This window comes from Gammaproteobacteria bacterium, assembly GCA_015709615.1.
Lineage (GTDB): Bacteria > Pseudomonadota > Gammaproteobacteria > Burkholderiales > Nitrosomonadaceae > Nitrosomonas.
In genome coordinates, this window is the sequence record CP054179.1 from 2959115 (window position 1) to 2983722 (window position 24608).

Genomic DNA, 24608 nt, shown 5'->3' on the forward strand with positions numbered 1-24608 from the left:
GTATGAAGTGTTAAATCGCCGCGATTATAGCATTATGTCTTGCGCGGATTGTGAAGCGCACTATCCTGAAGTATCTTATCGCTTTTTGTCTAAAACAATTTTTCGCCGCTATGTTTAATCCATTGCAGCCTGTACTCATTGTGTTAGCCGTTTCGGTATTGGCTGTGGTTGTATTCCGCTCATTGCGCCTGCCGCCGATGCTGGGTTATTTGCTGGCGGGGGTGTGTATCGGACCTCATGCATTGGGCTGGATTGCGGATTCCGATGAGACACGTCATTTGGCCGAGTTCGGCGTGGTATTTTTGATGTTCAGCGTTGGGCTGGAATTCAGTTTGGCGAAGCTGATCACGATGAAACGCATTGTGTTCGGTTTTGGCACGGCGCAGGTGGTGGTCAGTATCGCCGTGGTGATGGCGATTGCCTGGATATTGGCGCTGGATTGGCACGCCGGATTGGTGCTGGGCGGCGCTCTGGCCATGTCCTCGACGGCGATTGTGAGCAAAATTCTGACGGAGCGAGCGGAACTGAATTCCACGCATGGCCGGCAAGTGATCGGGGTATTGCTTTTCCAGGATTTGGCGGTGATTCCGCTATTGATCATCATGCCGGCTTTGGCGATCGAACTTGATAGCGATACCAGCGATTTCAGCTGGATGCTTTCGATTGCCTTGCTGAAGGTGATGGCGGTGCTGACTTTTTTGCTGTTTTTCGGGCAGAAATTGATGCGACCTTGGTTTCATTTGGTGGCGCGGCAGAAATCCTCGGAATTGTTCGTGCTCAATGTGCTACTGGTTACACTCGGAATTGCGTGGCTGACCGAATTGGCCGGTTTGTCGCTGGCATTGGGGGCGTTTCTGGCCGGAATGCTGATTTCCGAGACGGAGTACCGCTACCAGGTGGAAGACGATATCAAACCTTTCCGCGATATTTTGCTTGGGCTGTTTTTTGTCACGATCGGTATGTTGCTGGATATGCAGGTCGTCATTGAAAGCTTTGTCTGGGTATTTGTGATCCTGGCGGTGCTCATGGTATTGAAAATAGTGGTCGTGGCCGGACTGTCGCGCTTGTTTGGCGCGGATGCCAATGTCGCGGTCAGGACAGGACTGAGTCTGGCGCAGGCGGGGGAATTCGGCTTCGTGTTGCTGGCGCAAGCCGGTGAGTTCCGCTTGATCGAAAATTCGATTCTTCAACCGGTGCTTGCGGCGATGGTGTTGTCGATGTTCATCGCTCCGTTTCTGATTGAATACAGCGAATCGGTGATTCACCGTTTTTACGGTTCGGACTGGATGTACCGTGCCATGCAGATCACATCCATTGCTGCGCAGACTATGGTGGCGCAAAGCCATGTGATCATCTGCGGTTACGGACGCAGCGGTCAGAGCATTGCGCGCATTTTCGAGCAGGAGTCGATACCGTTCATAGCGTTGGACCTCGATCCGCAACGTATCCGCGAAGCGACCAACGCGGGGGAGGCGGTGGTGTACGGCGATGCGGCCCGGCGCGAAGTATTGATTGCTGCCGGTTTGATGCGTGCCAAAGTTTTGGTGGTCAGTTATGCCGATACCGTTTCTACACTAAAAATTCTCAAACATGTTCAGGAGCTACACCCCGAATTGTCGGTTGTCGTCCGTACACGTGATGATTCCGACATCGATTTATTGAAAGAAGCCGGTGCAACCGAAGTGGTTGCGGAAATCATGGAGGGCAGCTTGATGCTGGCGTCGCACGCCATGATGTTTGTCGATATATCGACCGGGCGGATTTTGCGTCGCATCCGGCAAATCCGTGAGCGGCGCTACAGCTTGTTGCGCGGTTTTTATCACGGTGTTACGGATGAAGCGGAGGACGGCAGCGAAAAATTGCTGCCGCGTTTGCTGACGATTACCATCATCGAAGGCGCGGTTGCGATCAATAAAACGCTGGGTGAGCTTGATTTGGCCGGCCTTGATGTCGAAGTCACCGCAGTGAGGCGGCGCAATATCCGCGGATTGTTACCGACGGCAGAAACACGCTTGGAACTGGGCGATGTGATGGTTCTGCGCGGCACACAAGAAAATCTCGCAGCGGCTGAAATTAAGCTGATACAAGGCTGAAAATTCAAATGGATAAGAAAATAAGTATCAAATATCGCTGCCGCTGAGTCGCAATTCCATTCATTCAGTAAGGCTTTAATCGCTACAAGCCACTAAGAATAGACAGTTTTCTACAGAAAGTGTATATTCTCCGTTCCGTCTTTTTTGCTCTAATTGATAGTAAAAGACAGATGTCGGTAATCATGCTGATTACATGACAAGTAGTAATTAGAATGGCGCATAAAGAAGCGTAAAATTCATCATTTATGGAGGGAGATATGATTAAAGCTGTTCAAGCAATTGTGGGTTTGGGATTGCTCTGTTTAGGCGCAACACAAGCGGTTGTTGCTGCTGCACCAGACATTTCTAAACTGCCACGTGTAAAACAAACATTGGTGGCTCCACCAAATGTACCTGCACATGAGCAAACTTCAAAAGGACCAAAAGTCGTTGAAATTACCATGGAAACCGTGGAAAAATTGGTCGAGGTTGCTCCAGGTGCAAAAGTTTGGGCGTTGACTTTCAATGGCAGCGTTCCTGGTCCGCTCATCGTCGTACATGAAGGCGATTACGTTGAATTGACATTAAAAAATCCAAAAACAAGCACATTGGCGCATAACGTAGACTTCCATGCAGCAACCGGTGCATTGGGTGGTGCAGGTTTGACATTGGTCCAACCGGGTGAAGAAGTTGTACTGCGCTGGAAAGCCATTAAAGCAGGTGTATTCGTTTATCACTGCGCACCAGGCGGAACCATGATTCCGTTCCACGTTATTTCCGGTATGAGCGGTGCCCTCATGGTATTGCCTAAAGATGGCCTGAAAGACAACAAAGGCAAACCATACAAGTATGACCGCGCTTACTACATCGGCGAACAAGATTTCTATCTGCCAAAAGACAGCAGCGGCAAATTTAAAGAATATGGCTCACCAGCTGAAGGCATGGCTGATATGCTGGAAGTTGCCAAAGGACTCATCCCAACACACGTAGTATTCAATGGCGCAGTTGGTGCACTGACCGGCGACAACGCACTGAAAGCTAAAGTGGGTGAGAAAGTTCTGTTTATTCATTCGCAAGCCAACCGTCCTTCCTATCCGCACTTGATCGGTGGACACGGTGATTTGTATTGGGTAGGCGGTTCATTTGGTGATGCACCTCTGACCAATCAAGAAACCTGGTTCGTTCCAGCAGGCGCCGCAGTTGCTGCAGCGTATGAATTCCATCAACCTGGCTTGCACGTATACCTCAGTCATAACCTGATTGAAGCGGTATTATTGGGTGCTGCTGCTCACATGAATGTTGAAGGTGCCTGGAACGATGACATCATGACCCAACTGAAAAAACCAGCCAGCTTTGATGCAAAAGCTGGAATGGATCACTAAGCATAGATTTAGTGTAACTTGAGGTAATGATAAAAAGGCCCCAACCTGTTGTAGGTTGGGGCCTTTGTCGTTTCCGATAATCGCTAGGCTCGAACTTTATTCACTGTTTTTGGTTATCGTTGTGCTATGTCAATTAAATCTCACATTCGGACCGTTCCGCACTATCCGCATCACGGCATTATGTTTCGTGATATTACAACGTTGTTAAAAGACCCCGTCGGATTGCGGACCACCATTCAGGAAATTTCAAGCCGCTACAGCAGCGTCAAAATTGATAAAGTGGCCGGAATCGAGTCGCGCGGTTTTATTATCGGTGCTCCGGTGGCCTATCAACTGGGTAAAGGGTTCGTGCCGATTCGCAAGCAAAATAAATTACCGGCCGAAACGATCGGAAGAGACTATCAATTGGAATATGGCAGCGACCGGATTGAAATTCATGTGGATGCGATTCAGCCTGGGGAACGGGTGCTTCTGATCGATGATTTGATTGCAACCGGCGGGACTGCGGAAGCGGCTGTTGGTCTGATCCGGGATATGGGCGGTGAAGTGGTGGAATGCTGTTTCGTTATTGATTTGCCGGATGTGGGCGGCAAGGTGCGGCTGGAAAATCTGGGCTGTAAGGTATTTGCCTTGTGTGAATTTGAAGGTGGTTAAATGTGCCGGCTATAAAAATCCCCTGCATAGAATAACCTCAGGTAACTATTTCTTCAGGGCCGATAAAATTTTTTCATGAATACCGCCGAATCCGCCATTGCTCATGATCAGGATATGATCACCGGGTCTGGCGATAGCGCAGATAGCCTGCACCAGTTGGTTCATATCGTCGAAACAATCTGCTTTCTCGGCTAATGGCATCAGCGCGGCTTTGGCCCATTGCGCATCGCGCGTGAAGCAGAAAACGTGATCGGCTTCTCGCAGACTGTCTGCCAGAAAATCTTTCCATACTCCCATTTTCATCGTGTTTGAACGAGGTTCCAGAACCGCAATGATCCTTTCTTTACCGGCATGTGCGCGCAGACCGTTGATGGTCGTTTGAATGGCGGTCGGGTGATGAGCGAAGTCGTCATAGATGGTGACGTCGTTGATCGCACCGCGTTTTTCCATGCGCCGTTTGACATTCTTGAATTGCGCTAAGGCTTCGATTGCTACCATGACCGGTACTCCGGCATGCCGCGCCGCGATGAGCGCCGCCAGCGCGTTCATGCGGTTATGCTCGCCCAATAAATCCCATTGTAATTGTCCTTGAAGCGCATCGTGACAATAAATATCAATCGCGTGATTATCCTGCAACTTCGCATGCCAGCTATTTTCCGTGCCGAATGTTTCGACAGGCGTCCAGCAGCCTTGCTGCAGAACCCGTTTTAAATTTTGATCGGTGCCGTTTGCCACGATCAGGCCATTGTTGGGAACAATCCGCACGAAATGATGAAATTGTCGCTCGATAGCGGAAAGATCGGTGAAGATGTCGGCGTGGTCGAATTCGAGATTGTTCAGGATGGCCGTTCTGGGATGGTAATGAACGAATTTGGAGCGTTTATCGAAAAAAGCCGTGTCGTATTCATCCGCCTCGATGACAAAGAAAGGCGAAGAATCTCCAATCCTTGCTGAAATACCGAAATTCTCGGGGATTCCGCCGATCAGAAACCCTGGATTCAATCCGGCATATTCCAGTATCCAAGCCAGCATCGAGCTGGTTGTCGTTTTGCCGTGTGTGCCGGCGACGGCAAGCACCCAGCGGTTTCGCAGAATGTTTTCCGATAACCACTGCGGCCCGGAAATATAAGGTAAATTACGGTTGAGAATTTCCTCCATCAGCGGATTGCCGCGTGTTACGACATTGCCGATGACGAATATATCCGGCTGCAACTGGATCTGTTCCGGTGAATAACCCGGTATCAGCTGAATACCTTGCGATTCAAGCTGTGTGCTCATGGGTGGATAGACATCCTGATCACAACCGGTCACCGTATGTCCGGATTTGCGTGCAATCGCGGCAATTCCCCCCATGAAGGTGCCGCAAATTCCCAGTATATGAATATGCATGTTTGCCCTAAAATTCGTCATTCAATGCCGCAGGAAAACGATTATGATTGAAGGATGGCGGGCATTATAAAGGATAAGGCCGACCCATACCGGTGCTTGTTTGTAGTTTGCCCGCTATTAATACTCGATCAATTGGCTAATTTTGTAGTGGAAAACGATTCATTCGCTGTTTTAAATTATCGCGGACGGTTTGCGCCGTCTCCCACCGGCCCTTTACATTCCGGTTCGCTGGTTGCGGCGGTAGGCAGCTATATCGATGCGAAATTTCATCATGGCAAGTGGCTGGTCAGAATTGAGGATGTTGATCTGCCACGCACCGTACCGGGTGCGGCGCGACATATTCTCGCTACGCTCGAGAAACTGGGGATGGAATGGGATGGAGAAGTCATTTACCAGAATCAGCGTTCTAAAGTTTATCAAGAAGCATTGGAGTTTTTGAATCAACAAGGCTTGCTTTATCCCTGCACCTGTTCGCGAAAGGAAATTTCGGATTCCAGCATAACCGGTTTGTATGGTTTTATTTATCCGGGAACCTGTCTGAACAAACCCGCTTCGACCAAGAATGCGCATGCGCTTCGCATTCAAACTCCTGATGAGTTGATCCAGTTCCAGGATATTCTGAAAGGATCTTATGCGCAAAGACTACGCCAAGACGTCGGCGATTTTGTATTACGCCGCGCCGACGGAATTTATGCGTATCAATTAGCGGTCGTGGTGGACGATGCCGCGCAAGGAATCACGCATGTCGTGCGCGGCGCCGATCTGCTCGATTCCACACCGCGGCAAGTATATCTGCAGCGGTTGCTGGGGTATGCAACGCCGCATTATATGCACTTGCCCGTGGTAACCAATGTAGCCGGTGAAAAACTCAGCAAGCAAACCCATGCCGTTCCGATCGATACGGTCAATGCCTTGCGTGAATTGGTTGCGGCATTGCATTTTCTTGGCCAGGAACCGCCCGAAGAGATTCTGGATGGCGATATTTCGTCATTCTGGCGCTGGGCAATACCCAATTGGCGCGTGAACCGAATCCCCGATGGGTGTGATAAAAAACCAAAAAAGCGGTAATTATGCTAGGCTGTAATCCAGATGAACGGCGGGCGGGGTACTGTCGTGAATTTGCCAATGTGGATAATTTAAGTTGCTCATAGATATCAGGTAAGGGGTTAGCGTGGCTTTTTTGCCGTTTAATATTACAAGACAAAAAAGATTGAAAGTGGTCATCGCCGGCGGCGGATACGCCGGCCTTGCCGCGTTGACCAATCTGCTGCAATTTGCTCCGGATACGGAAATCACACTGCTTGATCCCAAAACGCAGCATTTGAAAATCACACATTTGCACGAAACATTCCGTTATCCCTTAACCGATTTGCTGATTCCTTTTGCCGATATCGAGAGCCGTTACGGGTGCCGCCACATTGCGGCATCGCTATGCTTCGACGCCGATGCGTTGCAAGATTATCAGGCCAAACGGCAATTGGTTGTAAACGGTGAAGCTGTCGATTTTGATTATCTGATTATCGCAACCGGTTGCCAGAGCCGGGAGAATGATCATAGCAATACCGGCAATGTGTTTCATCTGCATGATTTTACGGTGACCGGCGGTGCGGAGCTGTTAACCGCATTTCTTAATCGATGTGATTCGCCGCAACCGGTGATTTCTGTCGTTGGCGGAGGTGCCACGGGTATCCAGTTTTTATTCGAGATTAAGCAATTTCTGGATCGGATTAGAAGTAAAGCTGATTTGCGTTTGATTCATTCGGGTGAGCATGTGCTCGAGCAATTTCCTGACGGTTTCGCGAACTACGTGGAATCACGCATGCGCGATCTGAATATTGCGTTTTACCCGGAAACTTATTACTGTGAGCAGCAGCTTGGTAACATCGTGCTGGCTGAGAAAGTTACCGGGCAGCGGTTCGAATTGCCTTCGGATTTGTCGCTGTTGTTTTTAGGCAAAAAACAGCAGAATATGTTGACCGCGAATGCGTTCGGGCAAGTGCTGACCGATCAAAAACCATTGCCCAATATTTTTGTAGCTGGCGATTGTTCTTATTATCAGTCGTTGGGGTCCAATACATTGACTGCGCAATCGGCTGTACGGAAAGGTAAATTGGTGGCGCGCAACGTATTGCGGCACGCGGGATTTCCCGGACTGCTCGAACCTTATCTGCATCACGAGTTAGGCTATGTGGTCAGTCTCGGTGCGTCGGATGCCGTGGGCTGGTTGATGGCGGAGGGCAATTTGATCACCGGCATGCCGGCTTTGACAATTAAAGAAATCGTTGAAGCGCAATATGACTTATTATTGGCAGGTATCGATACTTATTTGGTTTAGCAAACATTGTGCAGGAGGCATTAAATGCTTGGTTTGTTCAAAGATAGCCCGGTAGTCGGCAAGGCCAGCGCAATCATTCAAAGCCCCAGTGACAAGATTTTTGATTTTATCGGTCACGATCTGCTGATCAACTACCCGCGCTGGTCGCCTGAAGTCAAAGAACTGGAAAAAATCACCGATGGTCCGGTAAAACTCGGAACGGTATGCCGTCAGGTCCGTATCGATCAGGGAAACCGTTCGGAATCGACGTTCAAAGTAAAAATTTTTGAGGAAGGTTCGCGCATTTGCTTTGAAGGTGTTTCCAATCCATACCGCTGTGATTATGTGATTGAAGCGATCAATGTGGCGGATAGCCGGGTGACGTTTGTTTTTGAGCTGTTGAGCCTGGATTTGCATGTGCGGCCGTTCGAGAAGCTCGTACGCATCGCGGTGCAAGACGGTACTGAAAGAACGGTGAGAAATATCAAGAAACTGATTGAAGCGGATCGGACCTGATTCCCATAACTGACCATTTTAAGTATTAACCAATCGTTGATTAACCTGGAGAGAAGATCATGGATTTCGTCGTTGAAAAAGACCCCGGATTAATTCCACAAGTATTGTCCAAGATTCTTGATTCATGTGTAAACGGCGTAACACTGGCGGATCCCGATCAAGAGGATATGCCCTTGGTTTATGTCAATAAGGCATTTGAGGAAATAACCGGGTATACCTTGGCGGAAACGGTGGGCAGAAATTGCCGTTTTTTACAAGGAAATGAGCATGATCAAGCCGGTGTCAAGCAATTACAAGATGCGATCAAGAACAAGAAACCGGTTGAAGTGGTTTTGAGGAACTTTCGTAAAAACGGTGAGTTGTTTTATAACCACTTGCTCGTTTCGCCGCTCTTCGATACGCATGGCAATGTGCTGTATTTCCTGGGTGTGCAATTTGATATCACACCGCAAATCCGGGCGGAAGAGGAAATTAAATCGCTGAAAGAGCAACTGGCTGCACTTAAAAAATGAGGAATTTTGTCGGATATGCCACTGACCGCAAGCCGATGTGATCAAATCGGACTGGTTTGACAGCTGTTTCAATAACACGACCGGAAAGGAGTAAACATGTCTTCGCTCGTCACTCATCTAGCGCCCGATTTTACGAAGCCTGCTGTGTTGCCGAGTGGCGCTTTTGATGAAAATTTCAATTTTCATACCCATATTCGCAACAAATACGCAGTTTTGTTTTTTTATCCTTTGGACTTCACTTTCGTTTGTCCACCGGAAATCATTGCACATTCCCATCGAGCGAAAGATTTTCAGCGGCGGAATGTGGAGGTGATCGGCGTCTCGGTGGATTCCCATTTCACGCATTATGCCTGGCGCAACACACCGATAACCCAAGGCGGGATCGGTGCGATTGAGATTACGCTGGTATCTGATTTGGGCGGCGAGGTGATGAATGCTTACGGAGTCAGTCATCCGAATCATGTGGCGCTGAGCGGCTCATTCTTGATCGACAGAAAAGGAATCGTACGCCATCAGGTAGTTAACGACTTGCCGCTCGGCCGGGATGTTGACGAGATGTTGCGCATGGTCGATGCGCTGCAATTTTTTGAGGAACGTGGAGAGCTCTGCCCGGCAGGTTGGAAAAATGGAGAGCCTGGTATGAAAGCAAGCCCTGAAGGGGTGGCGGAATATCTCAGCCATCACGCGGAAAAGTTATAGGATCAGCTCGCTAACTGTTATCCGCGGGTATTGCTAAAAAGAGTGATGTATTTTTTATCAATGAAAAGCGAGGTTCGATATCATGAGAAATATACCGTCCATTTTGATTGCTGCCATGCTGGCGCTTTTTCTGATCGGCGAGATCAGTGCATCAGGTTATTCAGGAAATACGGAATCGGAAAAGGCGACTGCCTTCATGATGAAAGCAATAAAACATGCGGAAATGGCCAGAACCCATAAAGCACACGCAGAGCATATTCACAAGCATGCGGAAGCAAGTTTGGAGTATGTCAAAAAAGCAGAGGCGGAAGCGATTGACAATGAAAACACCGGGGAAAGGAGACACATAACGGAATCAATCCGGCACTTAGTGCAAGCCATTACTCACGCTAAAGCGGGACATGCCGATATTGCGAGCGAGCACGTCACCGATGCATTGGAAGAAATGCGTCAATTTATAACCCAATAGATTTAATTCCTCAGGTGACTAAACGCCTTTCCAAAGCTTCCCCGGGGTTGGCCGCTGCGGTGCGGCCAGTTTTCCCATCATATGAGCACCGGCAGTCGCCGGTAATAATCTCCCGTCGACGAAACTAAGCTTCTGTAACGGCTGCGAATACCTCGGTACGAATTTGCGCTTGCATGACGTGACTCCCCGGCGGGACACTGTGCGTCAGCCAGACATTACCGCCGATCGTGGAACCGCGGCCGATGGTGATACGCCCGAGGATCGTGGCGCCGGCGTAGATCACCACGTCATCTTCAACGATGGGATGGCGCAGATTACCTTTCACCAGAATGCCATTTTCATCGACGGGAAATCGTTTGGCGCCCAGGGTGACGGCTTGATACAGCCGTACATTGCGGCCGATGATCGTCGTTTCGCCGATCACCACGCCGGTACCGTGATCGATGAAGAAACTGTCACCAATCTGCGCGCCCGGATGGATTTCTATGCCGGTGAGCGAATGCGCGATTTCCGATATCATGCGCGCGATCAGTGGCACACCCAATTGATTCAATTCATGCGCAATGCGGTGATGAATAATCGCAATAACGCCCGGGTAGCATACCAACACGTCGTCGACGCTGTGCGCCGCCGGATCACCTTCGTAGGCGGCGCGGATGTCGTTTTCCAATAAGCTGCGGATTTTTGGCAGTTGCTTGGCGAATGTGTTGGCAATGGCAGCAGCTTGCTCACGAAGCGGTGGAGCGGCAATTTCCTGGCCCGAGACAAAAAACAATTCGTGCTGAATCTGATCGAGCAAATCGCGCAAGGTAATATCCAAGGTATGTCCGACGTAGTAATCGATGCCTTCATCGGAAACGCCCGGTGCACCCAGACGATTCGGAAACAACGCCGCGCTCAAACGCTCGATGATGGTTGCCAGAGTTTTCCGCGATGGCAGTTTGGGCGGCTTGTTCAACCGTTGCCGGTGTTCCAGCGATGTCACGCGCAACGTGCGCAATTGGGAGACGATATGATCGATTTCCAGGCGATTGATTTCTGATTCTGCTGTACCATGCGATTTCAGTTCGGTTGTCATGTCTTTAATCTCTAAATTCCGCTCAATGTGCATTGGAAATTACACCTCAATGTTTCAAATGGCTGGGCGGGTAGCTGGGGAACAAGTCGAGCCGTTTCGGCTTGATAAAGACTTTGTCACCCTTGGCGAGCTGCAATTCGCGAAAACGCTCCTTGCTGATTTCGGCGTGCACCGGATTTCTTTCCTGATCGTTTTCGCGCACCAGCTCCAGCCTGACAATCGGGCCGACGGACAGCACATGGACGATTTGCGCCGCCAGTGCCGCTTCACCATTGCGGGTGCGCTCAACCTCGATTTCATGCGGGCGCACATACGCAATCGCCGCCATTTCCTCCGCTTCTGCGTGTTCCGGCGCGTCCACTTCAAGATCGCCGATCCAGGCGCGTCCGCGGTGCAATCGGCCGTGGAATAGGTTCACGTTGCCAAGAAATTCGTACACAAACGGACTAGCCGGTTGTTCGTACACTTCATCCGGTGTGCCGATTTGTTCAATCCGGCCTTCGTTCATCACCACCACGCGATCGGAGACTTCGAGCGCTTCCTCCTGGTCGTGCGTGACGAATACGCTGGTGATATGCATGTCATCGTGCAGCCGCCGGAGCCAAGAACGCAGTTCCTTGCGCACCTTGGCGTCCAATGCGCCAAAGGGTTCATCCAGCAGCAACACTTTCGGTTCTACCGCCAATGCCCGCGCCAAGGCAATGCGCTGGCGCTGGCCACCGGAAAGCTGGTGTGGATAGCGATCCGCTAGCCAATCCAGCTGCACCAGATGCAGCAACTCCATGACCCGTTCGCGAATCTCGGTTTTGGACGGACGGAATTCTTTCGGGCGAACGCGCAAACCAAATGCCACATTCTCGAAAATCGTCATGTTGCGGAACAAGGCGTAATGCTGAAAAACAAATCCCACTTGGCGCTCGCGCACATGCTGGTTGGTGGCGTCTTTGCCGTGAAACAGCACTTGCCCGCTATCGGCGGATTCCAGTCCTGCGATCACGCGTAGCAGCGTCGTTTTACCGGAACCCGACGGGCCCAGTAAAGCCAGCAGTTCACCGGATTGCACTTGCAGGTTGACATCGCGCAGCGCGGTGAAGGTGCCGAATTGTTTGGAAAGACTCAAAACCTCAATACTCATTCCTCACCTCTTTGTTTTTGGGTTTGTTTGTTGCGAAATTCGATCAGCGTTTTCAGCGCGAGCGTCACCAGCGCCAGCAAGGCGAGCAGCGAAGCCACGGCAAACGCGGCGGCGAAGTTGTATTCGTTGTAGAGAATTTCGACGTGCAACGGCAATGTATTGGTGTTGCCGCGAATATGGCCGGATACCACCGATACCGCGCCAAATTCTCCCATGGCGCGCGCGTTGCACAGAATGGCGCCGTACAGCAGACCCCATTTGATGTTCGGCAACGTGATCTGATAGAAGGTTTGCCAGCCGCTGGCGCCGAGCACGACCGCAGCTTCCTCTTCCTCGGTGCCTTGCGCCTGCATCAAAGGAATCAATTCGCGTGCGATGAATGGTACGGTGACAAAAACGGTTGCCAGCACGATGCCGGGAACGGCGAAAATAATTTTAATATCGTGCTCCGCCAGCCACGGTCCGAGCCAGCCTTGCAGGCCGAATACGAGCACGTAAATCAAGCCGGAAACCACTGGTGAAACGGAGAAAGGCAAGTCGATCAGGGTGATCAGCAGATTTTTGCCGCGAAACTCGAATTTGGCGATGGCCCAGGCCGCGGCGATACCGAATACCAGATTGAGCGGTACCGCAATCGCCGCCACCGTGAGTGTCAGCTTAATCGCGGAAACCGCATCGGAATCGGTGATCGCGGCAAAATAAACCTCTGCGCCTTTTTTGAAAGCTTCGTAGAAAACCGAAATCAGCGGAACAAATAAAAATAACGTCAGAAATACCAGCGCCAGCCCGATCAAGGAGCGGCGCACCCAGGCGGGTTCTTGCGTGGCGCGCTGGCGGAAAGTCGTGCCGGATACGGGAAATGTCATCGTAGTCATGGCGATCCTAAAGAGTCACTGCTGCGGCGCCGGCTCCACCATTGCAGCAGGTTGATAATCAGCAACAGAATGAACGAAATGACCAGCATCACCACCGACAATGCGGTAGCACCGGCGTAGTCATATTGTTCCAGCTTGGTGATGATCAGCAGCGGGGTGATTTCGGAAATCATCGGCATATTGCCGGCGATAAAAATGACCGAACCATACTCGCCGACAGCGCGCGCGAATGCCAGCGCAAAACCGGTGATCAAGGCCGGGAAAAGCACCGGGAAAATGACGCGCGTGAAGGTTTGCCAGCGGTTGGCTCCGAGTGTGGCGGCCGCTTCCTCCAGTTCGGCTTCGATATCCTCGAGCACCGGCTGCACCGTGCGCACCACAAACGGCAATCCGATAAAAGTCAGCGCCACAAAAATCCCCAGCGGTGTGAAAGCCACTTTGATGCCCAGGGGTTCAAGAAACTGTCCGATCCAGCCATTCCCGGCGTACAGCGCGGTGAGCGAAATACCGGCTACGGCGGTCGGCAGGGCGAACGGCAGATCGACCAAAGCATCGACAATCTTTTTGCCGGGAAAATCGTAGCGTACCAGCACCCAGGCCACCAGCAGACCGAATGCCGCGTTCACTAATGCAGCTGCAAACGATGCGCCGAAAGTCAGCCGGTATGAGGCCAGAACGCGCGGCGTGGTGATGATCGTCCAAAATTCCGGCCAGGTTAATTCGGCGGTGCGGATGAACGCCGCTGACAGCGGAATCAGGACGATCAAACTGAGATAAAGCAACGTGAATCCCAGCGCCAGATTGAAGCCGGGCAAGATGCTGTATTGCTTGAATGTGCTCAATTGAAAATTCCTTGTGGTGGTTGGAATCCATTCATGATCAGAAACTCGTCCGCCCGCTTTGGATGCGGTGCAGCGCGGCGATGAGAAAATCGATATCCGCGCAAGTGTTGTAGAATGCCAGCGATGGCCGTACCGTGGTTTCCAGGCCGAAGCGGCGCAAGATAGGCTGCGCGCAATGATGACCAGCGCGCACCGCGATGCCTTCGCGGTTGAGCGCCGTGCCGACTTCTTCGGAGCTGAAACCCGCTAACACGAAAGACAGCACACCGGCTTTTTCCGCCGCGGTGCCGATCAAACGCAAACCCGGAATCGAACTCAGGCCGCGCGTGGCATAAACCAGCAGTTGATGTTCGTAGCGGCTAATGTTGTCGATGCCGATGCGTTGCACGTAATCGATCGCCGCACCCAATCCAACCGCATCGGCGATATTGCCGGTGCCCGCTTCAAAGCGGGCCGGTGCCGCATGGTACGTGGTTTTCTCGAAAGTGACGTCCTGAATCATGTTGCCGCCCCCTTGCCAAGGCTGCATCGAATTCAGCAGCTCGGCTTTGCCGAACAACGCACCGATGCCGGTCGGCGCAAACACCTTATGGCCGGAAAAAACAAACCAGTCGCAATCCAGCTGTTGCACATCGACGCGCATATGCGACACGGATTGCGCGCCGTCGACCAATACGCGTGCACCAACGCGATGCGCCATCGCGATCATTTCCTGCGCCGGTGTGATGGTGCCGAGCGCATTCGATACCTGCGAAAATGCTACCAATTTGGTGCGCGAATTGAGCAGTTTTTGATACTCTTCCAACAAGATTTGGCCTTGATCGTCGACCGGAGCGACACGCAGTATGGCGCCTTTCTCGTTGCACAATTGCTGCCACGGCACGATATTGGCGTGATGTTCCAGCCAAGTAATGACGATTTCATCGCCTTCACCGATATGCTGCCGCCCCCAGCTTTGCGCCACGAGATTGATGGCCTCGGTCGTGCCGCGCACAAAAACGATTTCGTCCGCTGACGATGCGTTGAGGAAGCGGCTAACTTTCTGGCGCGCTTCTTCGTAAGCATCGGTCGCGCGCGCCGCCAATTCATGCGCGGCGCGGTGGATGTTGGAGTTTTCGTGTTGATAGAAATAGCTGAGCCGATCGATGACTGATTGCGGTTTTTGCGTGGTCGCGGCGTTGTCCAGCCAAATCAGCGGGCGTCCGTTGACCAATTCTTTCAGGATCGGAAAGTCGCGCCGGATAGCATTGACGTCAAAAGGCGGGTGCGCGGATGCGAATTGCGCAACCGTATCATCCGGAACGGATGATGGCATGCCGTCGAGAAAATAAAATGCCGTTGCCGGGTTTTGCGCAATGGGAGCGCTTGCAGAGTGATGCGAAGCGGCTTGCACCGGCGGAAGCAGTGCGCGCAACTCGTCTTCGAACGGCAACGGAACGGTGGATGGATAAGCAAGAACTCCCGCAGTTGAAGGGAAGGGGGCCAATGCGGGAGCTTGCTGCAACGCTGCAAACGTTGCTGACGTGGAGGAAGTGCTCGCCGTGTGTGTTATGCCGGATAAAGACGGGGGAATATCTTTACCCGGCGCAAACAGCGTATTTAATTCGCTTTCAAACGGTAACGGAATGTCCGGTTGCACTGCGAAATTTCCCACATGCGGATGATCCGCGGGAAACGCGGGAATTTCCAGAGCTTGTGCCGATACTGGCGCAGCCGCCGCTGGCGGCGCGCTTGAGTTAGGTAAAGCGGAAAAGAATTCATTGGCCAGGCGTGTCAGCAACTCGACATCCGGCAAGTGACCGGACGCCGCATGCAAGCTTTCTCCCGCCAATTGATCGAGATTACTTGTACTCATGATATTGACCCACTTCGACATTCTCGAGCACACCGAGCGCATCTTCGGTTAGCACGGCCAGTGAGCAATAGAGGGAAACCAGGTAAGAAGCGATTGCCTTGTGGTTGATGCCCATGAAACGCACCGATAATCCCATGCCTTGCTGGCCCGGCAAGTTCGGCTGATAAAGCCCGACCACCCCTTGACGGCTTTCTCCGGTGCGCAACAGCAGAATATTGGTTTTACCGCCGGTGATATTGAGCTTGTTGCTCGGTATCAGCGGGATGCCGCGCCAGGTCAGGAACTGTGAACCAAACAGCGAAACGGTCGGAGGGGGAACGCCGCGGCGGGTACATTCGCGGCCAAAGGCGGCGATTGCCTGCGGGTGCGCCAGAAAGAAACCTGGTTCTTTCCATACGCGCGAAATCAGTTCATCGAGATCGTCGGGAGTGGGCGCGCCGGTGCGTGTTTTCACCTTCATGGATTTCGCGACGTTGTTCAGCAAACCGTATTCCTTGTTGTTGATCAACTCGCTTTCCTGGCGCTCTTTTGCCGTTTCGATGGTGAGGCGCAATTGCTCGCGGATCTGGTTGTGCGGACTGCTGTACAGATCGGATACGCGCGTATGGACATCTAGCACGGTATTCACCGCGCTCAGCACATACTCCCGTCCCCATTCCTCGTAATCCACAAACGTGGCCGGCAGTTCGCGCTCATCCTTGGCGGAGCAATCGACTTCCACTTGATCGGGATCTTTCACTTTGTTCACGCGGTAAATACCCGCCTCGACCGGCACCCAATTCAACAAGTGGGTGAGCCAGCGCGGCGTGATGGTGCCCATCATCGGCACGGTTTTGGTGGCATTGGCAAGCGTGCGGGCGGCAACGTCGCTTAATGCGGTATGGGCTTGATGGATATCGGTCATTTCATTTTCTCCTTAGGATAGAGTGTTGCAAATTTGTCAGGTTGCCCCGGGTATCCGGGGCGATTGTTGTGTGTTTCCAGGTAAGCTCCGAAGCTGGATTTCTCAGAGTTTCGCTAAGTTCTAATTAACCGGCTTGGCGATCACCGGCAGTTCGGCGGTTTCGATCGCAGATGCCGTCTTGCCCAGCAGATTGCCTTGCAAATAATCGGCATCGCTGCGTTTGGCGCCAATCAGTTGTTCCGGCGTTTCAATGTCCCGCACCAGCACGCTGGCGCCGAAGCTGTGCACGGTATCCGTCAAGGCCGTGACGGCTTCATGGCGCAGCAGATCGCTGGCCGAGATGCGCACGACATCCGGATACAGACTGCCCAGTTCCGCCATCCAATCGCTGCGGTTGCCGGTGTAGTTGGCGGCGATGCGGTAGCCGCGCGAGCGGTAATTGCCGATGACATGCTGCAGCAATTTCCAGTTGCGGTTGATGATGGCCGGGATTTCGATCACGACACGCGAGGTTTTCACGCCGATCAGGTCGAGAAAGTTTTCAAACGAGCGGCCGTGATCGTCCTTGACGCTTTCCAGCAAACGCGGATGAACCTCGACATATAAATTGTCCGACTGGGAAGAGTGGTTGAAATAATAATTCAACGCATGGATCGCCCGGCATAAACGGTCGAGTTCGATCAATTGATCGTCCTTGGACGCCATGGCGAAAACTTGCCATGGCCAAAGCGCGATTTCTTCGTTCGACTTGGAGCGCACATAGGCGGCGTGCCCTATGGTTCTGCCATGATCGGCGTTGAAAATGGGTTGAAAAACGCTGGTCAATTCGCATTGATAAAAATAACCGCTGATCCAGCCGTTAGGTGCGCGTTTCAATGTGTAATCGGTGGCTGAATTGATGAGCTCAAATTCATCCAGCACAATATGCGTATTGTTTGCTTTTGTATTCATGGAATAGTCTCCATTGAAGTGAATGCTGCTGCGTGCGGGCGGCAAAGCCGGTTGCTTGGCAACAGACTTGCCGGATATTCGTCCGCCGCCCGTTGGATTCTTTAATGCAATTTCCGGGATTCGTTACCGAGGCGGCAACAACTTCCGTCACAACCGTTTTTATCCGCCGGATATACATCCATTAATTTGCGTTTCAGCTCGTTCACGGAGCGATGGCAATAAACCAGCGGAATACCGCTGCGGTTGGCTTGCTCCTTGATCGAATTGGCTAGGTTGTGATTAATGAAATCGCAAATCACGATCACCAATTGTGTTTCACTGGGCAATTGCCGTTTATTGAACCCTTTGGCGCGGCCGCTCCAATGCTCGATGCGGGCATTGCGTTGAGCGGCAATGAACTGTTTGAACGAGGTGATGTAATCGCCACCCACAATCAGCACGGTCATGTTGAATCCTCCTGGTCTGACAGCGCGCTGCGGCGCGCTGTGTTGTCGTTACTTCAGATAAATCTGATCAAAGGTGCCGTCATCGGCAAAGTGCGTTTTATGGGCGTTTTTCCAGCCGCCGAACGCCTCGTCGATCTTGAACAATTCGACTTTGGGGAATTGTCCGGCGTATTTCTCCGCCACTTTGCCGAGGGTAGGGCGGTAGAAATGCTTGGCGGCTATTTCCTGGCCTTCTTCGGAGTAAAGGTACTCGAGATACGCCTGCGCAACCTGGCGTGTGCCGCGTTTGTCGACGACTTTATCGACGACCGCAACCGGCGGTTCGGCCAGCACGCTGAGCGACGGGATAACGATTTCAAATTTGTCCGCGCCGTATTCCTTGAGCGCCAGGAACGCCTCGTTTTCCCAGGAAATGAACACATCGCCGACACCGCGTTCGACGAACGTCGTGGTCGATCCGCGCGCGCCGGAATCCAGTACCGGCACATTTTTGTAAATGTTGCCGACGAATTCCTTGACTTTGCTCTCGTCGCCGAATTTACGTTTGCCGTATTGCCAAGCCGCTAAATAATTCCACTGTGCGCCGCCGGAGGTTTTCGGGTTCGGTGTGATGACCGCCACACCGGGGCGGGCCAGGTCGTCCCAATCCTTGATTTCCTTGGGATTGCCCTTGCGCACCAGAAAAATGATGGTCGAGGTGTACGGCGTGCTGTTGAGCGGCAGCCGCGCCTGCCAATTTTCCGGCAGCAATTTGGCTTTCTCAGCGATGGCGTTGATATCGTTGGCCAGCGCCAGCGTCACCACGTCGGCTTCCAAACCGTCAATGACGGAGCGTGCTTGTTTACCGGATCCACCGTGCGATTGCTGGATCTTTACGGTTTCTTTGGTTTTTTCCCGCCAGTATTTGGCGAAAGCCGCATTGAATTCCTGATACAACTCGCGTGTCGGGTCGTAGGAAACATTCAGCAAGGTTTTTTCCGCCAGCACGTTATTGCCGGTGAGCAAAGCCGCTGTCAGGAAGCTTGTGGTGAGCCATGATTTGATGTTCATAATTTTTTCTCCGTGAAAATTGGTGACGATTTACAACAGACTGATAAGCACTTCAAAGTACAGGAAGTCCGTGTTGCCCGAGCGTTGGTCGGTGCAAGGATGCTTGTGCAAGTTATCGCAAGAAGTGGCCGCGATCCGGTTCTTTACGAACTCACCGGCGGTGAAGTGGGTGTAGCCGAGGATAGTGCTGATGCGCGATGTGGCTTGATAACGGATGCGCCCTTCAAAGGCGTGACCGCCGAAATCGCCGCTTTTGCCGGTGCGGTCGCGATTGAATCCGGGATCCTTGACGGTGTTGCTGATGTTGCCGTCGAGGATATCGAACATACGATCGGTGCCGCTGGCCAGCCAGTAACCGCCGTAACCCAATTCAAACCCGAGTTTCTGCGTCGGGCTGAACTCGAAGCGGATTTTCGGCGCTTTCAAGTTTTCGTAGATCACATAGTGATCCGCCGACCAAGGCCGCGCAAACCCGAAGAAGCGATCGAAACGGTTGTCGACATTGTCGTTGGGATTTTTGTCGCCGCTGGCATAGCCATAGAAAAGGCCGATACGGGGCTTCCAGGCATGATTGAAGGTTTTGCCAAGTTCGATGGTATAGCCTTGCGCCTCGATGCTATTCGGACCTGTGTAACCAAACTGGCGGTTATAGCTGACATCGAAGTCAAACCAGTTGCCGACATTGCCGTAGGCGCGGAATCCCGGCATATGAATTTCCCGGTCCAGCCGGTTGGTCGCGGTGAAACCAGTAGGGTCGGCCGTCTGTTTTTGCCCCATGTAATAAGGTTGTATCGTGACGATGTCGGACCAGCGCCGCCACGTGCCGATCGCGCCAAAAAACCATAAATGATCGTTGGCTTCATCAAATTTGGTTTGCAAGCGCTTAACCGGTTGCATACCGAATAAATCAACTTCCCAATCGTTCGCTTCGCGGCCCAGATTCAAGCGGAAGCCTTCAAACGTATTGGTGGTGTTGCGCCATTCGTTGCGCGCGATAAAACGCCGGTCGGTCGCTTCATAAGCCATACGGCCTACCCGGAATCGAATTGGGCGATCATTACCCCGGTCATCGGCGCCGAGCGCTTTTTTGAAATAGAGTTCACCGTACGCGTTGAGCAGGTCGTACTCATTTCTTTCCTGATCGGTCGAGACAAAGCGGTTGTTAACGATCCGTGAATCCTGAAACTCGACCGCGAAACGAAACGGATCGAGAATATCCTTGATCCCTATCCATGCGCGATTGCGCAGAAAAATGGGGTCATCGTTGCCGCCTTCAATGCGGCGGATGTCGTTATGACGGTGCTCGTAGCGCATGCGCGACTCAAAACCGAGTTCCAGCCAGTTAATATCTTTGAAAGCTTCAACACCGATATCGCTCAAGCGGCGCACATAACGCGGCGGATCGGAATCGGGATTGGTGGCGTAGCTGTTGGAACGCCGGTGATAGCTGGTTGATGGCGCGCTGGGTTTGGGTACGATCGCCGGCAGCGATTTTTCCAGATCGGATTGCTTGGTTTGATCCGATGGTTTGGTTTGTGCCGGTGATTGATTGACCGCTGGTTTTGCGGTCTCGTCAGACACTTGCTGCGCGATGCGCAGAATATCCGGTTGCGCTGCCTGAAAGTCAACCGCAGCCTTTTGTTCGGAAGATGCACTGGCGGAATTGATCGCAAGCGCGCTCAATGCTGTCAGGGGTAAAAAATACCAACGAAATTTCACTCTTATTCTCCTAGTAAGCCCTCCGGGAATCCGGTTGAGTCACTGATGTTGTTTACTTGCTAACCTCCAGTTGGACTGGTCGGTATGATTATTTTGCGATCTGCCGTGTGTGCCGATCAAATCGGAAAGCTGTTTGGGTGATTAGGATTTCAACGCTTTGCGGCTTGGTCCGCTTTGGTTGACACGAATTTTTTCCCGGCACTCGATTTGCACCACTCGGTTGTCGTGGATGACGATTTCAATCGATCCGTATTCGATGCTCGCAACGGCGCGCAGAATTTCCTGCGCGACCTCCGCAGGAATTTTCTTGGCATGATCGCCGGTTGCGGCAATTTTGTGTTCCAAACCGGAATCAGTAGTCATTTACAGTACTCAATAAAGTGTTGGAAATTAATGGAAGCGAACGATAGCAATTTTTTTATATAAATAGAAATAATATTTTTTAATTTCTATATAACATAAAACTATTATGGAGCTTTATGTGTGCATCTTGAGAAACACGAGGAGATAAAAAGCGCCCGTTGCGATAAAGAATTAAGCTGCACGGGTTTGAAGAATGAATCGATAACGTAATGAAATAAAGAAACTAATTGAGCGAGTCGCTATTTAGGTGATAAACCTGGAAGCGATTTCAGTAAAATGCACTGTTGGAATTTTGAATATCAATTTGGTTGAATATGACGAAGGTAAGAAAATGTATAGGAACTGCGGTTATGCTGGTAATACTGGCGGTTTCGCTTTCCGGCTGTTCTGTTTTTATGGCGGCCAAACAGCCTGAAAAGAAGGATGTCGACTTGTTGAAGGAAGGCACGTCCCGAGCCATGCTGATTTCCGAGTTCGGCGCGCCGGTGATCAGCGAATACCGCAACGGTAAGCGCTATGAAATATTTAAATTTGTGCAAGGCTATAGCACCGGCGCCAAGGCAGGCAGAGCATTTTTACACGGCGCAGCGAATGTCGTGACGCTGGGCTTATGGGAACTGGTCGGCACCCCGACGGAAATTACCTTCAGTGGCGATGAAATGGCATTTCAAGTCAGTTATGACGAAAATGACATAGTGGATGAAGTCGCCGTTATAAAGAAAGAATAATCTGCCGAAGGAAAAACTTGGCAGGCATGACCGTCCGGTGATGCGCCATCGCCATCCGGCAAAATCCGCAAAGGAGTATCGCCATGATCGCCATAGCCGCAAATTGTCTGCAATCTTTGTTGATTAAACTGCACATTCGCGCATTTTCAGGCTTAAAGTCAACCGGTGCTGCGGCAAACGGACTTTCCTTGCCATTGACATTATGTTTCGTACTGCTACTGGCAGGACTCATCGCTCCGCCGGTACTGGCGCAAGAGGTAACGTGCGAGCAACACGGCGGTACGCAGCTGTGGATTTCGCCTCTGAATCCCAAAGCCGGTGAAACCGTCAAAATTATGGCGGTATCCACCGATGGGCCGCTGGCGGAATTGGTCTTGATCGATAATCAGGGTCAGCGCACCGTGCTGCAATCGCGCCGCCGCGGCGGGCCGCCCTGGAGTCTGGCTGCCGAACTGCCGGAATCCACTGAAGGATTGCAGCGTATCGAAGCTTACCGCGACGGTAAACTCGCCGCTTGTCATAAATGGGCAACAGGTGCGGTCAACGCGCAGGAAAGACTCAAAGAATGGAATCTTGCCGCCGAGGCGTTTTATTCCGCCTGGATTGAAACGTTATTCGGCGCGCCGCCCTCGGAAAATCTCAGCTTTACCTCGCTGCAACCGGTATTGCGCAACGCCGAGCGCAATTTTCTGCACAATTACCTGGGTCAGAATGAAGACAATAATCTACCGCTGACACCCGACTGCGCCGATTTGCCGTACACATTGCGCGCTTATTTTGCCTGGAAGATCGGTTTGCCGGTTGCTTTCCGCGCGTGCGGGCGTGGCTCGGCCAAGGCGCCGCCGCGTTGCGGTGCGCCGACCATCGTGTCTGAATTTACCCGTGGCGTCAGCTCGCAAAGTAATTTCACGAAATTCAGCCGGCGGCTGGTGGATACCGTTCACTCAGGCTCGGCGCGCACCGGTCTTGAGGACGAATCGACCGATTTGTACCCGATTCCGATGAACCGGGAAACGCTGTGGCCGGGCACCGTGTATGCCGATCCGTATGGACATATTTTGGTGCTGGCGGAATGGGTGCCGCAGACAGCGGATAGTCCCGGCATGCTGCTCGCGGTCGATGCGCAACCGGATAACTCGGTGACGCGCAAGCGCGTGTGGGAAGGCACTCTGCTGTTCGCCAATACCGTCAACGCTGGGCCCGGTTTCAAGGCATTCCGCCCGTTGATTCAGACTGTTCCCGGCCAATGGCGCGTACTCGGCAATGACGAGCTGAGTAACCACCCGGAATTTACCGCCTATTCCTTGGAGCAAGATCATTTCACGCCCGACGGTTTCTACGCCAGGCTTTCGCAACTCATCAACCCCGAAGGTTTCGATCCCCTGCAAGCGTACGAAGCCACGTTGGCTGCGCTGATCGAACAAATCGAAACGCGCGTCACTTCGGTCAACAATGGCGAAGCGTATTTCCGCAAGAATCCGCTCAGCGTCATCCCAATGCCCGGCGGCGCAGCGATTTTTCAGACTCTCGGGCCTTGGGAGGATTACTCCACGCCATCGCGCGATATGCGCCTGATCATCGCGATCAATGTGTTAGCCGATTTGCCGGAGAAAATCCTGCGTCATCCGAAATTGTTCGTTCTCGGCAACCAAAGTCCGGCGCAAGCCAAAGCGCAGATCGAGCAGCATCACGCGCAACGCATCCTGGAAAGCAGCATCCGCTACACGCGCAGCGACGGCAGCCCGTGGGAACTGTCACTGGCCGACGTGCTGACGCGCAAAGCGGCTTTTGAAATGGCTTACAACCCCAACGATTGCGCCGAAATCCGCTGGGGCGCCAAAGCGGATACGGCGGAATACGCCACCTGCCGCCGCCACGCCCCGGCGGAACAACGCACGAAAATGGCGCAATACCGGGCCTGGTTCAGGGAAGCGCGCAGACCGGTGCAGTGAAAAAATCCTTCCTTAATAGCAAACTGAAGAGCGCCGGAATGCCCGGGGATTGGCTCGGTACGATCAACCCGCTTAATGCTGCTTCTGATAACGCCCGATCAACTCCGCCTGGCCCAGGATATGACCTTTCATCGCGTGTTCGAGCGCGGCTTTGGTTGGATGTTTTAAATCCGGCAGCACGGCATCCAGCGCGTACAACTTATGAAAATAACGGTGCGTGCCGATGGGCGGGCACGGGCCGCCGTAACCGGCGCGCTTCCAGTCATTAATTCCCTGCAACGCGCCTGGCGGCAAATCTTTCTCTGCAATACCCTCGACCAAACCGGCGGCAGCGGGTGGAATGTTATACAGTACCCAATGTACCCAGGTCATTTTCGGCGCCGCAGGATCGGGCGCATCCGGATCGTCGACGATCAGCACCAGACTTTTCGTACCTTCCGGCAGGCCGGTCCAGCTCAGCGCGGGTGAGATGTTTTGTCCGTCGCACGTAAAACGCGCGGGGATCATATCGTTGTGGGCAAAGGATGTTGAAGTGAGCGTCAAAATCGTCATCATTAAAGCAGCCATAATGTTTTATCTCCCTATTGGATAATACTATTTATTACTTGAATGGATTATTCTAGTTTTTTTGATTGATGCGGGGTAATTTTCGTGGGAGCGATTGGCGGCTTCCCGTCCTGGGTTCGAACCAGGGATTTGCAAA

Annotated in this window: 24 protein-coding genes; 11 read left to right on the forward strand and 13 right to left on the reverse strand. The window is 52.2% G+C overall.

Going from position 1 to position 24608, the window contains the following annotated elements; genetic code table 11:
• The first annotated feature begins 110 nt into the window (after positions 1-110).
• From HRU77_14140 to HRU77_14150, 3 genes are all read left to right on the forward strand, one after another.
• Positions 111-2093: a cation:proton antiporter gene (locus HRU77_14140; protein ID QOJ21718.1), complete on the forward strand. Its 1983-nt coding sequence runs from the start codon at positions 111-113 to the stop codon at positions 2091-2093.
• A 257-nt stretch (positions 2094-2350) separates the two neighbouring features.
• Positions 2351-3454, forward strand: coding sequence for a nitrite reductase, copper-containing (nirK, locus tag HRU77_14145; GenBank protein ID QOJ21719.1), 1104 nt, complete (start codon positions 2351-2353; stop codon positions 3452-3454).
• A 126-nt stretch (positions 3455-3580) separates the two neighbouring features.
• On the forward strand, positions 3581-4108 hold the full coding sequence (locus HRU77_14150) for an adenine phosphoribosyltransferase (GenBank protein ID QOJ21720.1): 528 nt from the start codon (positions 3581-3583) through the stop codon (positions 4106-4108).
• 45 nt (positions 4109-4153) lie between these two features.
• On the opposite strand, the gene mpl is transcribed toward HRU77_14150, so the two are convergent.
• Positions 4154-5497: a UDP-N-acetylmuramate:L-alanyl-gamma-D-glutamyl-meso-diaminopimelate ligase gene (mpl, locus tag HRU77_14155; GenBank protein QOJ21721.1), complete on the reverse strand. Its 1344-nt coding sequence runs from the start codon at positions 5495-5497 to the stop codon at positions 4154-4156.
• A gap of 54 nt (positions 5498-5551) precedes the next feature.
• Here mpl and gluQRS point away from each other — a divergent pair, with 54 nt between their 5' ends.
• The 6 genes from gluQRS (at position 5552) to HRU77_14185 (ending at position 10007) form a co-directional block, all read left to right on the forward strand.
• Positions 5552-6565: a tRNA glutamyl-Q(34) synthetase GluQRS gene (gene gluQRS, locus HRU77_14160; protein QOJ21722.1), complete on the forward strand. Its 1014-nt coding sequence runs from the start codon at positions 5552-5554 to the stop codon at positions 6563-6565.
• Positions 6566-6668: 103 nt separating this feature from the next.
• Positions 6669-7832, forward strand: a complete 1164-nt coding sequence (locus HRU77_14165; protein QOJ21723.1) for an FAD-dependent oxidoreductase — start codon at positions 6669-6671, stop codon at positions 7830-7832.
• Between the two features lie 24 nt (positions 7833-7856).
• Positions 7857-8327 carry a polyketide cyclase gene (locus tag HRU77_14170; protein QOJ21724.1) on the forward strand — a complete coding sequence of 157 codons (471 nt, stop codon included), beginning with the start codon at positions 7857-7859 and terminating at the stop codon, positions 8325-8327.
• Positions 8328-8386: 59 nt separating this feature from the next.
• Complete coding sequence (locus HRU77_14175) at positions 8387-8839, forward strand: PAS domain-containing protein (GenBank protein QOJ21725.1); 453 nt, start codon at positions 8387-8389, stop codon at positions 8837-8839.
• A 96-nt stretch (positions 8840-8935) separates the two neighbouring features.
• Positions 8936-9538: a peroxiredoxin gene (locus tag HRU77_14180; GenBank protein QOJ21726.1), complete on the forward strand. Its 603-nt coding sequence runs from the start codon at positions 8936-8938 to the stop codon at positions 9536-9538.
• Positions 9539-9620: 82 nt separating this feature from the next.
• Entirely contained in the window at positions 9621-10007 is a 387-nt protein-coding gene (locus HRU77_14185; GenBank protein ID QOJ21727.1) for a hypothetical protein, read from the forward strand.
• A gap of 124 nt (positions 10008-10131) precedes the next feature.
• Here HRU77_14185 and HRU77_14190 read toward each other — a convergent pair whose 3' ends face one another.
• The 11 genes from HRU77_14190 to HRU77_14240 form a co-directional block, all read right to left on the reverse strand.
• Positions 10132-11085, reverse strand: a complete 954-nt coding sequence (locus tag HRU77_14190; GenBank protein QOJ21728.1) for a serine acetyltransferase — start codon at positions 11083-11085, stop codon at positions 10132-10134.
• Positions 11086-11131: 46 nt separating this feature from the next.
• Complete coding sequence (locus HRU77_14195; GenBank protein ID QOJ21729.1) at positions 11132-12220, reverse strand: sulfate ABC transporter ATP-binding protein; 1089 nt, start codon at positions 12218-12220, stop codon at positions 11132-11134.
• Positions 12217-13095, reverse strand: coding sequence for a sulfate ABC transporter permease subunit CysW (gene cysW, locus HRU77_14200; GenBank protein ID QOJ21730.1), 879 nt, complete (start codon positions 13093-13095; stop codon positions 12217-12219). Before cysW ends, HRU77_14195 begins: the two co-directional genes overlap by 4 nt.
• Positions 13092-13937, reverse strand: coding sequence for a sulfate ABC transporter permease subunit CysT (gene cysT / locus HRU77_14205; protein ID QOJ21731.1), 846 nt, complete (start codon positions 13935-13937; stop codon positions 13092-13094). The genes cysW and cysT overlap by 4 nt, the downstream gene beginning before the upstream one ends.
• Positions 13938-13974: 37 nt before the next feature.
• Positions 13975-15792, reverse strand: coding sequence for a cysteine desulfurase (locus HRU77_14210; protein ID QOJ21732.1), 1818 nt, complete (start codon positions 15790-15792; stop codon positions 13975-13977).
• Positions 15779-16696 (reverse strand): hypothetical protein, encoded by a 918-nt coding sequence (locus HRU77_14215; GenBank protein QOJ21733.1) that lies wholly within the window; start codon positions 16694-16696, stop codon positions 15779-15781. The genes HRU77_14210 and HRU77_14215 overlap by 14 nt, the downstream gene beginning before the upstream one ends.
• A 120-nt stretch (positions 16697-16816) precedes the next feature.
• Positions 16817-17647, reverse strand: a complete 831-nt coding sequence (locus HRU77_14220) for an EAL domain-containing protein (protein QOJ21734.1) — start codon at positions 17645-17647, stop codon at positions 16817-16819.
• Between the two features lie 101 nt (positions 17648-17748).
• A complete protein-coding gene (locus tag HRU77_14225) occupies positions 17749-18093 on the reverse strand; it encodes a DUF2325 domain-containing protein (GenBank protein QOJ21735.1) in 345 nt (114 codons plus the stop codon).
• Positions 18094-18141: 48 nt separating this feature from the next.
• The gene (locus tag HRU77_14230) at positions 18142-19143 is read right to left on the reverse strand and encodes a sulfate ABC transporter substrate-binding protein (GenBank protein QOJ21736.1); all 1002 of its coding nucleotides are present in this window, start codon (positions 19141-19143) and stop codon (positions 18142-18144) included.
• Between the two features lie 30 nt (positions 19144-19173).
• Positions 19174-20862 (reverse strand): alginate export family protein, encoded by a 1689-nt coding sequence (locus tag HRU77_14235; protein QOJ21737.1) that lies wholly within the window; start codon positions 20860-20862, stop codon positions 19174-19176.
• A gap of 141 nt (positions 20863-21003) precedes the next feature.
• Positions 21004-21225 carry a YezD family protein gene (locus HRU77_14240; GenBank protein QOJ21738.1) on the reverse strand — a complete coding sequence of 74 codons (222 nt, stop codon included), beginning with the start codon at positions 21223-21225 and terminating at the stop codon, positions 21004-21006.
• Between the two features lie 314 nt (positions 21226-21539).
• Here HRU77_14240 and HRU77_14245 point away from each other — a divergent pair, with 314 nt between their 5' ends.
• Positions 21540-21953: a hypothetical protein gene (locus HRU77_14245; GenBank protein ID QOJ21739.1), complete on the forward strand. Its 414-nt coding sequence runs from the start codon at positions 21540-21542 to the stop codon at positions 21951-21953.
• 188 nt (positions 21954-22141) lie between these two features.
• Positions 22142-23905 carry a hypothetical protein gene (locus HRU77_14250; GenBank protein QOJ22200.1) on the forward strand — a complete coding sequence of 588 codons (1764 nt, stop codon included), beginning with the start codon at positions 22142-22144 and terminating at the stop codon, positions 23903-23905.
• A 72-nt stretch (positions 23906-23977) separates the two neighbouring features.
• Here the strand turns inward: HRU77_14250 and HRU77_14255 are convergent, their stop codons facing one another.
• Positions 23978-24472: a YbhB/YbcL family Raf kinase inhibitor-like protein gene (locus tag HRU77_14255; protein QOJ21740.1), complete on the reverse strand. Its 495-nt coding sequence runs from the start codon at positions 24470-24472 to the stop codon at positions 23978-23980.
• Between the last annotated feature and the right edge of the window lie 136 nt (positions 24473-24608).

Bases quoted from the DNA above. Each gene is read 5' to 3' on its own strand.
- HRU77_14225 (QOJ21735.1), bottom strand. From the start codon at position 18,093: ATGACCGTGCTGATTGTGGGTGGCGATTACATCACCTCGTTCAAACAG.
- cysW (QOJ21730.1), bottom strand. From the start codon at position 13,095: ATGACTACGATGACATTTCCCGTATCCGGCACGACTTTCCGCCAGCGC.
- HRU77_14150 (QOJ21720.1), top strand. From the start codon at position 3,581: ATGTCAATTAAATCTCACATTCGGACCGTTCCGCACTATCCGCATCAC.
- HRU77_14210 (QOJ21732.1), bottom strand. From the start codon at position 15,792: ATGAGTACAAGTAATCTCGATCAATTGGCGGGAGAAAGCTTGCATGCG.
- gluQRS (QOJ21722.1), top strand. From the start codon at position 5,552: ATGGCGGGCATTATAAAGGATAAGGCCGACCCATACCGGTGCTTGTTT.
- HRU77_14190 (QOJ21728.1), bottom strand. From the start codon at position 11,085: ATGACAACCGAACTGAAATCGCATGGTACAGCAGAATCAGAAATCAAT.
- nirK (QOJ21719.1), top strand. From the start codon at position 2,351: ATGATTAAAGCTGTTCAAGCAATTGTGGGTTTGGGATTGCTCTGTTTA.
- HRU77_14245 (QOJ21739.1), top strand. From the start codon at position 21,540: ATGACGAAGGTAAGAAAATGTATAGGAACTGCGGTTATGCTGGTAATA.
- HRU77_14240 (QOJ21738.1), bottom strand. From the start codon at position 21,225: ATGACTACTGATTCCGGTTTGGAACACAAAATTGCCGCAACCGGCGAT.
- mpl (QOJ21721.1), bottom strand. From the start codon at position 5,497: ATGCATATTCATATACTGGGAATTTGCGGCACCTTCATGGGGGGAATT.
- HRU77_14220 (QOJ21734.1), bottom strand. From the start codon at position 17,647: ATGAATACAAAAGCAAACAATACGCATATTGTGCTGGATGAATTTGAG.
- HRU77_14140 (QOJ21718.1), top strand. From the start codon at position 111: ATGTTTAATCCATTGCAGCCTGTACTCATTGTGTTAGCCGTTTCGGTA.
- HRU77_14175 (QOJ21725.1), top strand. From the start codon at position 8,387: ATGGATTTCGTCGTTGAAAAAGACCCCGGATTAATTCCACAAGTATTG.
- HRU77_14185 (QOJ21727.1), top strand. From the start codon at position 9,621: ATGAGAAATATACCGTCCATTTTGATTGCTGCCATGCTGGCGCTTTTT.
- HRU77_14255 (QOJ21740.1), bottom strand. From the start codon at position 24,472: ATGGCTGCTTTAATGATGACGATTTTGACGCTCACTTCAACATCCTTT.
- HRU77_14180 (QOJ21726.1), top strand. From the start codon at position 8,936: ATGTCTTCGCTCGTCACTCATCTAGCGCCCGATTTTACGAAGCCTGCT.
- HRU77_14215 (QOJ21733.1), bottom strand. From the start codon at position 16,696: ATGACCGATATCCATCAAGCCCATACCGCATTAAGCGACGTTGCCGCC.
- HRU77_14195 (QOJ21729.1), bottom strand. From the start codon at position 12,220: ATGAGTATTGAGGTTTTGAGTCTTTCCAAACAATTCGGCACCTTCACC.
- HRU77_14170 (QOJ21724.1), top strand. From the start codon at position 7,857: ATGCTTGGTTTGTTCAAAGATAGCCCGGTAGTCGGCAAGGCCAGCGCA.
- HRU77_14230 (QOJ21736.1), bottom strand. From the start codon at position 19,143: ATGAACATCAAATCATGGCTCACCACAAGCTTCCTGACAGCGGCTTTG.